The 12,938-nt window shown below is 63.4% G+C and carries 7 protein-coding genes and 2 pseudogenes; 3 read left to right on the forward strand and 6 right to left on the reverse strand.

All coding sequences use genetic code 11. The annotated features are described in order from the left end of the window. Nucleotides 1–355: 355 nt before the first annotated feature. From ACIP98_RS40785 to ACIP98_RS40795, 3 genes are all read right to left on the reverse strand, one after another. Nucleotides 356–832, reverse strand: a complete 477-nt coding sequence (locus ACIP98_RS40785; protein WP_401981709.1) for a hypothetical protein — start codon at nucleotides 830–832, stop codon at nucleotides 356–358. Between the two features lie 359 nt (nucleotides 833–1,191). Then, nucleotides 1,192–1,404: a transposase gene (locus ACIP98_RS40790; protein WP_401981720.1), complete on the reverse strand. Its 213-nt coding sequence runs from the start codon at nucleotides 1,402–1,404 to the stop codon at nucleotides 1,192–1,194. Nucleotides 1,405–1,798: 394 nt separating this feature from the next. After that, nucleotides 1,799–3,325: a M81 family metallopeptidase gene (locus ACIP98_RS40795; protein ID WP_401981711.1), complete on the reverse strand. Its 1,527-nt coding sequence runs from the start codon at nucleotides 3,323–3,325 to the stop codon at nucleotides 1,799–1,801. Nucleotides 3,326–3,874: 549 nt separating this feature from the next. Between ACIP98_RS40795 and ACIP98_RS40800 the strand changes: the two genes are divergently transcribed. Further along, a complete protein-coding gene (locus ACIP98_RS40800; protein WP_401981712.1) occupies nucleotides 3,875–4,129 on the forward strand; it encodes a hypothetical protein in 255 nt (84 codons plus the stop codon). A 601-nt stretch (nucleotides 4,130–4,730) separates the two neighbouring features. Here the strand turns inward: ACIP98_RS40800 and ACIP98_RS40805 are convergent. From ACIP98_RS40805 to ACIP98_RS40815, 3 genes and pseudogenes are all read right to left on the reverse strand, one after another. Then, nucleotides 4,731–5,372: pseudogene (locus tag ACIP98_RS40805) on the reverse strand (transposase family protein); the annotation flags it as partial. A 778-nt stretch (nucleotides 5,373–6,150) separates the two neighbouring features. Further along, nucleotides 6,151–7,095 carry a ricin-type beta-trefoil lectin domain protein gene (locus ACIP98_RS40810; RefSeq protein ID WP_401981715.1) on the reverse strand — a complete coding sequence of 315 codons (945 nt, stop codon included), beginning with the start codon at nucleotides 7,093–7,095 and terminating at the stop codon, nucleotides 6,151–6,153. 1,232 nt (nucleotides 7,096–8,327) lie between these two features. Continuing rightward, nucleotides 8,328–8,828 (reverse strand): hypothetical protein, encoded by a 501-nt coding sequence (locus ACIP98_RS40815; RefSeq protein ID WP_401981722.1) that lies wholly within the window; start codon nucleotides 8,826–8,828, stop codon nucleotides 8,328–8,330. A 237-nt stretch (nucleotides 8,829–9,065) separates the two neighbouring features. Between ACIP98_RS40815 and ACIP98_RS40820 the strand changes: the two are divergent. Then, a pseudogene (locus tag ACIP98_RS40820) lies at nucleotides 9,066–9,785 on the forward strand (IS30 family transposase); the annotation flags it as partial. 645 nt (nucleotides 9,786–10,430) lie between these two features. Beyond that, entirely contained in the window at nucleotides 10,431–12,815 is a 2,385-nt protein-coding gene (locus ACIP98_RS40825; RefSeq protein ID WP_401981718.1) for a SpoIIE family protein phosphatase, read from the forward strand. Nucleotides 12,816–12,938: the final 123 nt, after the last annotated feature.

Raw genomic sequence — 12,938 nt, forward strand, 5'->3', positions numbered from 1 at the left:
TACCCTGCCGAGCTCCCCGAAGGCGCCCCCGCACTCCCCAACACCACGAAGACAACCGCCGGATGATCGGCTACACCACAAGAAGGGACGCCATCCGCTGCACCGGTGGTAGAGACCGCGAGGTTCCGACCGGCTGCGCTGGGTCCTGCTGGCGAAGCCGAATGCGGTCGGCGAATTCGACTGGTTACTGCGCCTGGAGATCATGGTCCACCGAGCGGCCCTTGCGCATCGGCTGTTCACCGGTATTTCACAACACCACGTCTGAGCTATCTGGTTGAGGAGTTGGCTCGGCATCCCATGGTTGAAGAAGCGCTGCCACGCTGCAAGTGGAGGTGTCAAGGGGCGGGCGGCGCTTTCAGACGGGCCCGGAACTGTTCGAGGTGCCCTCGGTGCGCATCGCTGTTTGGTCGTGTATTGCGAGCGTATGGGGCAGGCACGGCGGGTCGCCGCGACGAAACGAATCTGCGTCGTGCGTCGTCGATCTGGGAAGTGGTCGTGGCCGAACCGCCGGAGGCCGTTGCCGCCGGCGACAGAGCAAGCAGGGCCCGATGAGCTGGATGCCGTGTTCCTGGCCGGCGGTGATCAGAGTGCCCGCCGTGACGTAGCCGTTGTCGATGAGCTGCTCGGCTGACAGCAGCTCCAGCTCGGCGAGACGGGCGTGGATGCCGGGCAAGACCCAAGTGTCCCCGTCGACTCCGGTCGCAGTGGTGACATCCGTGATCAGCGAGGGCGTCTCGTCGTCGCAAGGTGCGGTCGGGTGCAGCCAATACCCCGTCCAGCTGGTGGTCTTCTTGGTGCGGTAGTGCGCCTCGGTGTCATTGGATCTTACCACCAGTCCGTGTCCAGGGCAGATCCTCGCCTTCAGCAAACCGCACCTCGTCCCGGACCGCGATGGTACTGCCGCACCCATTCCTCGTGCAGGATCTGCAGCGCCTCGATGTGGCGCAACCAGTCGGGTGTGTCGGGCCTCCAGACGGCCATGAGCAAGTGAAATTCGTCCTCAACGACGTGCCGCAGCCGGCTGTCGCAGTCCTGGCCGTCAGGCAGCCAGCTCGTGCCGGGAGTCCACGCGCTCTCCGTACCGACCGGGTCAGTTGGTTCCCCGTTCCGTCAGTGCCCGCTCCAGCCACTGCGGTGCGAAACGGCGAGTGTCTCCAGCGCGGCACGCGAGGTCTCAGCAAGTCCGCCCGGTTAGCACGCGGACGTCAGCGACCACCCGAATGGAACCGGCGCGCTGGCGCCCGCCCGACGCAACAACCCCCGGCCTCTGGCAACCTCCAACACCGCTTCCAGGAAGCACGCTTCAGGTCTGTTCGTGACCAGCAGGGCCCGGAACCGGGCCAGTAACGAGTAGTCGGACCCGCTGTCATCGAGGTCCAGGCCCAGCAGGTACTTCCAGTCGATTCACGGCCCGGCCTCGGCGGCTTGCTAATCAGACAGCGCCTCGGCACACCGCATCTCCGACACCATTGCCGGCGCGCTGAGTGAGACTGCCGGCCGCTCGTCAGCCGGGAAGGCAGCCGCGAAAAGCTCGTCATCGAAGACATGTCCCAGACTATCGCGCAGGCGCATAGCCAGTGAGCTCTTCGGAGCGGCCGTGCGTGTCACCCGTCGAGTCGACTCCGGCGTCTCTCCACCCACCCACGACGCCAACGACACTGAAACATCACCGCCAACGAACTCGATCCTCTACGCCACCACCCCGCTTCCGCACGGGGTACGAGGGGAGGTCGGAGAGATGAGCAACGAGGTGGTTCACAAGGCGAAGGAAGTCATGAGCATGCCCATAAGTGCATACTCACTCGTCGCAGCCTGTCAGGGGTGGTTCATTCGAGGACGGCACGATTCGCGCCGTGAGGTTCGGGTCGGCCATGTCTTGGTCGAATGGGAACATCGGGCGACGGATGCGCTGGTGGCCGAGGCTCACCAAATCCTGGTTGACGCCTCCGGGGGTCAACGCCATCTTCCATCCCGCTGCCATGTCGTAGAGCTCAGGCTCCAGATAGCCGATCTTGATGATGACCACGTCGACGTCACGCGGGTTCAAGCTCAGTTCAGTGAAGTCATGCTCGTAATGGTAAGCCTTACGCAGCTTGGTGACGATCACGTAGACGTTGCCGACGCGTACCACCACCTCCGTCACCGCATCGCGGTCGCCGTGGCGGACAGCGTGCACCTGCCCGGTCAGGGTGACCGGGCCAGCATGCCTGTCGTCGACATCCGCGCCTACCTCCACCGTAATCGTCGCCCCGACGCCGGCCGCCACCGCGATCTCGACGGCAGCGGGTCCAGGCAAGGACGCATAGATGATGGCGGGACCGTCGGGTGAGGTGAACTCGGGGCGAGCCAGGAGCCGGGTAAGCCCCCAGGTGACGTCGCCCGCGCCACCCGCCGTGGGGTTGTCGCCGGTGTCACTGATGAAGTAGGGGCGTGAGCCCACGGAAAGCGCCTCATCGAGCAGCTCATCGAGAGTGCCCGTCGGCGCTACAAAGGCGAAATCCTTCCTGACCGCCCAGAACCTGCGGGCCAACATTTCCGCTCCGGCGGCGACAACCTGCTGATCTTGCCCCGTCACGACCACCGCCGCCCGGCTCCGCGGCTCGTCCGCCCAGGCGTAGCCGACCCAGATCGAAGCGTCCGTCACACCGTCCATGGCCTCGACCTCGTCGATTGCCGCGTACAAGCCCTTAGCGGGCTCAATGCGGGTCGAGGTCTGCTCGCCGGCCAGCAGCACCGGAACCGGTACCCACGCCTTGACCGGACGTGGCGCGCCGGAAACGACAAGGTCGACCAGGTTGCGAGCGGCACGCTCCTTGGTCTCCATGTGGTCCTCATGCGGAGCCATGCGATAGCAGGTGAGGAGGTCACTATGGCGGACGAGTTCGCGTGAGACGTTGCCGTGCAGGTCCATGGAGGTGGAGACGATCACGTGCGAGCCCAAGGTCTCGCGGATCCTGGCGAGAAGCACAGTCTCCGCGTCGTCGACTCCCTCGACGGTCATGGCACCGTGGACGTCATACCAGAGGCCGTCCACCGGTGGCAGAGCGGTGAGGCGTTGAATCAACTCGTGAGTGAGGTCGCGCCAGGCGGTAGCGGTGACTGTACCGCCAGGAAGCGACTTACCAACCAGTGCGCCGTGCCAGTCGGCGGCCTCGCGCAGCGGCTCACGAGGTCTGAGGAAAGGGTATCGGTCGAGGACTTCCCTGCCGCGAGAGGGGTGGAAAGCTTGAGCCTCGGTTCGAGCCGGAGAGAAGGTGGACGTCTCGATACCCAAACCGGCGATGGCGATCACAGGCCGTGCGCCGAGGGTGCGGGTGGCTGTCACGTGAGTGGCTCCATTTAGAAGAGAAGCGCGGATCCGCAGGGAGCACATGGTCACTGCGGCGTGACCGGTTGCGCCACGCTACAGTCAACTGACGATTCATCGCCCGCGACCCCGATCACGGTACATGAGGAGCTTGCGATCCTCTCCAGACGGTAAGCAGTCTGACCACGTTCAAGGAGCGCGTGTTTCCGCGGAGGTTCGCATGATCCGACGTCCAGAGCGACGGAGTGCCCGCGTGCGGCTTGGCTCGGAGGGGCGATGCGGCACCCTCGAGCAACAGGGCAATTGACGACAGATGCGACGGATCTTGTAAAGCCAGGCGCAATGTGAAGGGGATCCAGGCCCGCCTCTGGCGCTGCCTCGGACAGCACTGTCCGATCGCGGGTGCGGCCACGTCGGCCGGGCTAACCGAGGCGCAGAACAGCCTGGGCCATCGGCCCCTGCGATCACCTTGCCGGGATGGACGGCGGCCAGAACGCATGAAGTGATGAAGATCGGTGACGCTACAGCCTACGCCCCTGCCTTATACATGGATCGTAGGAGGTCGAAATGAAGGACGAGAAGCGGTCTTGGCGGCGCCCGGCGGACGGATCGTGGTGGCGGTTCGTTCCCCGGTCTCGGTGGACGGGCATTCTCAGTATTGTGGCCGGTGCCCTGCTGGTGGTTGAGATGATTGTTGCGCTCATAAACCATCCTTCGCCCGGGGCGGCGGTCTTCAGTGTTCTGCTCGGACTGGTGGGCTGCGCTCTCATCGTTTCCACTGTGCATGGCCTTCGCGTACTGAACCAGAACGAGCGTCACTGATCCGCAGGTGTGGGCAGGCTCTCCAACACGCACGGCCCCGAAACGGTTGTACCGAGGCAGGTATGTGAATGGGAGTCGACTGAAGTCAGGCTGCATGGCAGCGGGGCCTGATCCGCTCTTGCGGAAATCCGAGGTCAAGGGTTCTGCGCGAAGCCGATGTTCCTTATGAAGCGCAAGGTGGAAGACTAACGACGTGCCCTGGACGCACTTTCATGCCAGGGTTCGAAGCCGAGATCTTCTAGTTGCCCCGACGTGGTGACGGGTCGGTGATTCAGGTTGCCAAATATTTCAACCTCACCAGACCGCAGTGCGGGCCTGGATGCTTTGCGGCCGTTTCGTGCCCGGCTGTCGTTGATCACATCGAGCGCCATCTCACCGACGCCCAGTTCCCCACCACCCACCAAGCTTCCGGCGACTGTTGCACTGGCTCCGCTCCCATGACACCGTGCGCGCCGGCGGCGTGGACGGAACCGGCTCACACGGCATGCCGCTTACCCGCGTCTTCACCGTCGCGGTTGACGGTCTTCGTTATCAAACCTGCCCCACACCGCCGCATCCTTCACTAGCAAGGCAAGTTCGACCCGACCGATGCCTAACGGACGTGCTGGAAGCAGATGGCAATGCCTTCATTGCGTGCGGCGGTCGCATCGTGCATCCGCCCAGGGCGCAGGGCATCTGTCCATAACGTGCGGCCCTGATGGTCGGCGATCACGGTGGCCTTCATCGTGTTCTGCTTCTTCTTTCCCGACACGAACGCTCGCCGTCCGCCGCGGCTGGCGACAGGCGGCGGACCTGGATCTCGGTGGCGTCTAGACGGAGCTCGACGCCCTCGGCCTGGGCGTAGGCGAATACGTCCGCCAGCGTGCGTAGCCGCAGGTTAGGGCGGTCGGGGACCGCGCAGCCACGCTGGGGCCAGGAGGGCGCGTAGCTCTGCGACGGCCCGGGTGATGGTGGAACGGTCGACGCCGAACAGCAGCCCGATCACGGCCTGCGGACGGTCGTGCCGCAGATGGATGAGCGTGGCCACCAGCCGGTCGACGAACACCAGCTGATGCCGGGCGCCGGCACCCGCTGCCCGCTTCCTGACACCGCCACGTGCAGCGTGACGGCGGCCCTCGACCGCAGCCTGCCACGGCTGGGCCAACTCCTCGACCAAGCTGCCCAGATGACCTTGCGAGATCCCCGTGAACAGTCGATGCGCGAGCACCGCACGATTGACCCGAGCACGCGGCGCGTTGTCCACAATGACCGAGCTCCGCAGCCAACCGCTGTGGTTAGTCTGATGCTTTCAACAGTTCTCGGTTTCAGGCTCTACAGGTACAGCGCTGCGCCCACCCTGGAATTGGGACGGCTGGCCTTCTTTGCCGTAACCTTCCCGTCCTATACGGGGGTGGGGTTTGAGAGTGTTCGCTACTTGAGGACATATCCCGGTGCTTGAGGCGTCGCCGCTGTTGGCTAGGCCGACGAATATGGCTGCCAGGATGCATGCGAATAGCATAGCCAGACCAATTGCGCTTGATTTCAATGTTAGCAACTTGGGAGTCTGCTCACGCGATGCGATGCTCGGAGTATCGCCCGTCGTCACCGTGGCCGAATCGGCCGTGTGGTTCGCACGGTTCGGTGACGACGTGGTATTTGGCGACGAGATTGCGGCGCCCTGCAAGGTTGCATCGCATGGGGCACCGCAATCTGGGCAGCTGTATGCGCCATTCAGATGCCGTTGACAAGAAGTGCAATAATTCATGGCGATTGTCCGTCGAGTTCGGATTGAAGCTTTTGAGGTGTGAATAATCAGAAGATCCCGAGTGTATGAATCGCGGCCCCTTCTTGGGTGCTCCTTGTGCGACAAGCGTGCCAGGTAGCCCCTGTGCCCTCGGTTGTCGAGTGAGGGTTTACGAGAGAGTCCCTTACGCTGGTTTGCGGTGTTATTATTTCTTCTGGAGGCTTTAAGCTTTCGTGTGTCTAAGGCGCAAAATTTCGACGCCGGATGAGGTAAGCCGACGTGCATCTCTGAGTGGAAGTCAGGTAAGGCGCCATTTTTGGCTGACGCTGCCGTCGCAGTCCTCAATCGTCAACGCGTCTGTATCAAGGCATCGACCGGATTGGGGGTTGATCAATTCATGGCTCGAACTGTAGGCCCAAGTCTGGGCGGGAGTACCGTTGCAGACGAACAGTTGAACGGCTGAACCGCTATCGATCTGAGCGTCGATGATGTCTATGCACCTATCACTGGTGTTGTTCCTGACCGAGCCGTCCGGGGTTCGAAGCCATGACTGACTAGCAGAGCCGTCACAGGATGCCATGACCAATGACTCTCCTCCGTTGCTCGTTTTTTCGCCACTTGCTAGGCACCTATCCGTCTGGCCCACAAATGAGTCTGGGAAGTCAGGATGAGGAGTGATGTCCGGTGACTGGGATTCGGCTGGTGGCTGGGATCCGGCCGATGGCTGCGCAGTCCCGGGAGCTTGTGACTCATTCCCTCCAACAGGGAATTGAACAGCTTGGGAACTCGAAACTTGGGGGGCCGTACCGCTGCTGCTGCGGCCATCGGTCGGCTGGGGGCTTGAGGTGTGGCCGGCGGCTTCACTGGATGTGCGTGCCGACGCGGAGGGCCCCAACACTTCGAGGCGTCTGCCTGCACTAGTGGGCTCGACGGTGGTTGGAGAGTTGTTGCCGTTGCCCAAGCTGATCAGGACAGCTATTGCGACACACGCAACCAGAGTGGTCAGACCAATGATGGCAGGCATCAGTGGTGGCGATTTGCGGTTCCGTCTGTCGTCTGGCGCGGTGCCGAATACAGGACTCAGCGTGACGGTGGCCGAGTCCATCTCGTGTTTTGTTTGGCCCTGTGAAGCCAGGGCGTGCTCCAGCCGTGCCACAGCACCGTGGTGAGCAACGCCAGCTCCGCAACCGGGGCAGTTGTAGGCGCCATTCAAATGCCGCTGGCAATAATCGCAGTAGTTCATGGAAATTTTCCGCCGGGTTCATATGCCGAAGGCCCTCAGATGCAGAGGCGCCAGAAGGTTTGTCAAGTATATGTTCTTCTTCATTTGATGGGCTTCGCCAGAGTGAAGCCGAGGGGCTCACAGGGTAACGTGTGGGTAATCGTGGCAAGGCGAATGGCACACACGTTCAAATGTGGCACCTGAATTCAACTCTTAGGAGAATCAACCGCTGATAGGCGGCTAAAACCGTGTCCCGAGTGGTGAAGTAGCGGAAGTGTTTGGTGGCAATAGAGTGCGAGCGACGATGCAGGGGAAGGCCGCTAGGCCTGGCGGTCGCGTTCATATCGCTGGCTGAGCCGACGGTAGCCAATGAGCCAGGTCCGCTCATACCTGTCACCGCGGTCGAGCGGGCCCCAATGGCGACCGGCTCACTACGGGTCGAGGCGAGCTGGTGGAGTATCATCGGCTGATGACCTTGGTCCGCACATGGCGGCATTGCGCCTACGCGGTGGGGAGCCGCCAACAAAGTGCGTCGTCCGCTCTGCAGGCTGGTGGCAGGGTGGAGTTGCGAGCGGACGGCGGATCTCGGCTGGTGTGAGGTGGGTGGCGAGGTCGACGCGAGTCCTGCCAGCAGGGGGACATCCACGCTCGCCTCTCGCACGCGATCCGCATCGAGTTGTTCGGAGGACTGGGTACTTACAGACCCCCTTGCGCTGGATCTGGCAGCACCCGGTTCGGGGCTCTGCGGGGGGTGCTCGGCCAGGATCAAGGAGAGTGCGGCTGCGATACTGTCAGGCTTGAGGCCAGGATTGACAGGCCCGTCGTGCCTCCTTGGGTCCCCGAAACGCGCAACAAGGCCTGCCAAGCGGCTGCGGGTCGCGGGCGCAGTGGTGGCGGACATGATCCAGCGAAGCCCGTTTGAGCGCCATCGCGGGCTAGTGCGGCAATCGGGTCCTACCTCTCATGATCCTGGCTCGCATTCCGCCCAGGTGGGGAAACCGGCAGTTGGTCTCTAGAAAACCCTATTTGACACGGCGCCGGCTGCGCTCGGGGAGCGTGGCACGGCACAGTGGGCGGAAACTGCCCAGCAGGGGACGGCGATGCGATCAAAGATGTGGGCAGGTGCAGTTTCGCTCTGAGTGGTTTCCACACCGGCGCTTTGGCATGCGGAACTCGCAGACTTCCCACACTGCCGGGGTGGGACCATCGCTGCTGCCCGCCGCCAAGTCCGGCGACCCTCGCGGTCCGCGCTCTCAGATCATCAAAAACCGGACGTCATGTGATAACGCCGAAGGACTGTCCCGGGAGGGTATCGCTGCCAGGTCACGCCCTCTGAATATCTTGCAAAATCGATCGGGTTTCCATTCTTCTTCCGTAGTTCGGCTTTGATTTCGCCTCCAGGCAGAGGCCGTGGAGAGATTCACTCCGTGAAATGTCGTAGCGTCAACGGTGTAATAGACTCGTGCTATTCGCGCCGCAAGCAGAGCAGTCTGGCATCTAGGGCACGGTTTGGCGAGCATAGGGATTCCGGCAGCATTGACCCTCGCGACGTAAATGGAGGAACCTGCCGCGTTCCCTGTACGCCGTAGTACGGCTTCCTCCGCATGGAAAGTGGCATTATGGAAGTCGACGGCGGGGTTATTTCGGCGCAGATTGGGGGACGCTGCTCTAATTCGCCTGCCGGCGGCGAGGACGGCCCCCATCTTGTGGCGACACCGAGAACTCTTGGCCTGTCGAAGCGCGAGTTCTATCATGCTCAATTGCGTCAAAGTCTTCCAGGGCACTGAGAGTAGGACTCCTGCACCCAACTTGCGGTGCTGAAAAGTTTACTTATCTGCCCATAATATGTTACAGGATTTACAATTCTATAGCGGCCGATAGCCCGAGTATTGAATTTGAGTGCCTACTTATGGCTTGTGCGTGCCAGTTCGGCTATCATATCGGAGAGGATGCGGGGTTGAGGGACATCCGTGTGCGGGTGTTCACGATGTATCTACCAGGCCCTCTACATTCAGGGCCGCGGGGCGCTGAAGCGCGAGCTCATCCTGTGTCTTCGGACCGGTCGCGCTCTGCGTGCGCCGCAGGCGCGTTCACGACGGAAGACCTGGGCGCATGTCACGCCAGGAGCGTTGATCAGCGAGAGGCCCGCCGAGGCCGAGGACCGCGCTGTCCCCGGCCACTGGGAAGGGGATTTGATCATCGGGCTGGAGCGTTCCGCGATCGGCACGGTTGTCGAGCGGTCGACCCGGTTCACCATGCTGGTCCATCTGCCCCGCGAAGAGGGATACGGCACGATCCCTCGAACGAAGAACGGCCCCCCACTGGCCGGCTACGGAGCAATCTCCATGAAGACGGCACTCGCCAACGCGATGTCGATGCTCCCCGAGCAGCTCACGCGGTCGCTGACATGGGACCGCGGCAAGGAAATGTCGGCACACACGCAGTTCAGGATTGAGACCGGTATCCCCGTGTTCTTCGCCGATCCGCACAGCCCATGGCAGCGAGGCACGAACGAGAACACGAACGGACTCCTGCGACAGTACTTCCCGAAGGGCACCGACCTCTCGCGCTGGTCCGCCGAAGAAATCGAAGCTGTTGCTCACGCGCTGAACACCAGACCCCGCAAGACACTTGGCTGGAGGACCCCCGCCGAGGCGTTCAACGAACAGCTACTCTTGCTTCAACAAGCCGGTGTTGCAACGACTGGTTGAGTCCAGGCAATACACCAGTCAGCAATTCGCTGCGCTGGCCGACGAGATCGGCATCCGACTGTCGGTCGGCCGCACTGGGCAGTACTGGGACAACACGCTCGCCGAATCGTTCTTCGCCACCATCAAGCGCGAGCTACTGGGCACCGCGACCTGGCCCAGCCGGGCCGCCACCTGCACTGCGATTTCGACTTCATCGAGAGCTGGTACGACCTGCACCGTCTGCACAGCAGCCGCGGCTATCGCAGCCCAGCGGAATACGAGACAGCACACGCAGCCTGACCACCACACCACTGGTGTCCGTCAAAGCGGAACAAGCCCAGGTTGCATACTGAGGCCGTAGGCGATGCGTGCAGTTCATTGCTTAGGGTGTATAGTCTATGACTTTAAGTGGTGGCCGGTCAGTTCGGTAGGGCTACGCGAAAGCGTGCTTGAGCCTATCGCCGCAAGCTGGGAGCGTCTGCTGTACGGGATCCGGCGGCGGACCCGATAAGGCGTGCCAGGTGGCTTTGATCCGGTTACGGTGGAAAAGCTTCCGGTATCCGTATTCGAGCGGCACGCTTCAGCTGCAAGGGATGGGCCAACATGGGTGCTCCCACGAGAGTTCCTTCCATCGCCGCAGGTATGCCTATCGGCCCGACAACGGCCGTGATCGTGGTCGACGGCGCTGGGGTGATCCGCGGGTGGGACGAGGGGGCTACGGCACTTCTCGGCTGGTCGGCCCGAGAAGCGATCAGTCGACTCCTGACAGATGTTCTCTCACCGATGGAGACGGATGGTGAGGCTGGTGCGTCCGACTTCGCCGGGCGGCTTGATTCGAAACAGGAGTGGGAGGGCCGGCAGGTCGTCCGCCATGGTGACGGCTCCCGCCTCGACCTGGAGGTCAGGATCGTTCCCGTCCACAGCCGGAGCGGACCGGCCATGCACCTGATCCTCGCGGCCGACACCGCCCGCACCTGGTGGGTTCGTGCCGGTCGCTCCCTGCTGGAGGGGCTCGCTCGAACCGCCCCGGTAGGCATGACCATACTCGACACGCAACTGCGCTTCATCTGGGTGAACGACACCATGGAGGAACTCTGCGGGATCCCTCGCGACGGATTTCTTGGCCGACGCCCGGCAGACGTCCTGGTCGGACTGGACGTGGCGGGTACCCAAGCCGAAATATGCCAGGTCCTGGCGACTGGGATTCCATCGTCGGGCCGCAAGTACTTCGGACGTGTGCGTGCGGACCCGAGACAAGTCACGTACTCCACCTCGTGCTTTCGCCTGGAGACCGAGGGCGGGCGACCGCTGGGCGCCTGCTACATCGTCCTGTCCACCACCGAGCACTACCGTGCCCAGCAGAAGCTCGCGCTCCTGAACGAGGCCCGCAAGCGTATGGGTAACACACTTGACGTTGCTGGCACCGCGCAGGAGTTGGCCGACGCCGCCGTCCCGGGACTTGCCGACCACGTCACGGTCGCCCTCCTTGAGGGAGTACTCCGGGGTGAGGAGGCGCCGCAGGGTGTGACGGACGCCGCCACCGTGTCCGACCTGCGATCGGTCGGCTATCGTTCGACCCACAGTGGTGTCCCTGCGGCCGCCGCGTCGGGCAGGCCTTGCACGTACCCTCAGCAGTTGACCGCGGCGCGCGCCATCGCTAGTGGGCTTCCATCGCTTACCTCCCACGTCGACCTGACTGACCCGAACCGCAGCGTGCGCGAGCGCTACCTGGGCGTCCATTCACTGATGACTGTGCCGATCCGCTCACGCGGCGCCATCCTGGGAGCGGCCACGTTCGAGCGCTCACGAGACTCCGGGCCGTTCCAGCCCGATGACTTGGATCTTGCAGAGGAACTGGCCGCACACGCCGCGGTCTGCATCGACAACGCCCGTCGTTACACCCACGAACACGCCGCAGCACTGACCCTCCAGCGCAGTCTGCTCCCGGTGGACCTACCGGCGCAGAACGCCGTGCAGGCGGCCTACCGCTACCTCCCGGCCGACGCGGTCGCCGGCGTGGGTGGCGACTGGTTCGACATTCTTCCGCTCTCCGGAGCCAGGGTCGCCCTCGTCGTCGGCGACGTCGTCGGCCACGGCATCCATGCCGCTGCCACCATGGGGCGGCTCCGGGCCACTGTGCAGACCCTTGCAGACATCGATCTCGCCCCGGAGGAGGTGTTGGCCCACCTCGACGACATGGTCAGCCGGATCGCCCAGGAATCCACAGATCCTTCCGGCGTCACGGGAGCGACCTGCCTCTACGCCGTCTACGACCCGGTCAGCTGCCACTGCATCCTCGCACGTGCTGGGCATCCGGCACCCGTACTTGTCACCCCCGACGGCGACGCACGACTTGTCGACCTCCCCGGTGGACCGCCCCTCGGTCTCGGGGGCTTGCCCTTTGAATCCACCTGTATCTCGGTTCCGGAAGGCAGCGTCCTCGCCCTCTACACCGACGGCTTGATCCAGAGCCCCTCGCTCGACACGGATCGCGGGCTTCGGCACCTGGTCGACGCCCTTAGCACGCCGGGAACCTCATTGGAAGCACAATGCGAAGCCGCCGTCACCGGCTTTGTGGGCGACAGGCCGACGGACGACGTGGCGCTGCTCCTGGCCCGGACAGGCTCTCTAGGGGAGGAATACATCGCGTGCTGGGAAATCCCCCAGGACCCCGCAGCCGTCGCATCGGCCCGGGCCAATGCGACCCGGCAACTGGCCACGTGGGGGCTGGAGGAGCTTGCCTTCACCACGGAACTGGTCGTCAGCGAGCTGGTCACCAACGCCATCCGCTACGGCTCAGAGCCCGTCCAACTCCGGCTCATACGTGACCGCACGCTGATCTGCGAGGTTTTCGACGGTAGCAGCACCTCACCTCACATGCGCCACGCCCGCACAACCGACGAAGGCGGCCGCGGCCTCTTCCTGATTGCCCAGGTCGCCGAACGGTGGGGGGCCCGCTATGCGAAGAACGGGAAGACGGTGTGGTCCGAGCAGCATCTCCGGCCTGCTGGCACGGGCCAGGACGGCACTGTCGAGAAGGCTGCGCACTGATCTGGCCAGCCCGGTACCGCGAAGGCAACTAGACGAGTCTGTCCGAATGCGTTCAGTGGTCGAAGGCGGTCAGTGAGCGGCTGACCGCCTGGCCGGTCTGGAAGTTGTGCCAGATCGCTGCGG

Source organism: Streptomyces sp. NPDC088354, assembly GCF_044753585.1.
GTDB lineage: Bacteria > Actinomycetota > Actinomycetes > Streptomycetales > Streptomycetaceae > Actinacidiphila.

Bases quoted from the DNA above. Each gene is read 5' to 3' on its own strand.
- ACIP98_RS40810 (WP_401981715.1), bottom strand. From the start codon at position 7,095: ATGAACTACTGCGATTATTGCCAGCGGCATTTGAATGGCGCCTACAAC.
- ACIP98_RS40815 (WP_401981722.1), bottom strand. From the start codon at position 8,828: ATGATAGAACTCGCGCTTCGACAGGCCAAGAGTTCTCGGTGTCGCCAC.
- ACIP98_RS40800 (WP_401981712.1), top strand. From the start codon at position 3,875: ATGAAGGACGAGAAGCGGTCTTGGCGGCGCCCGGCGGACGGATCGTGG.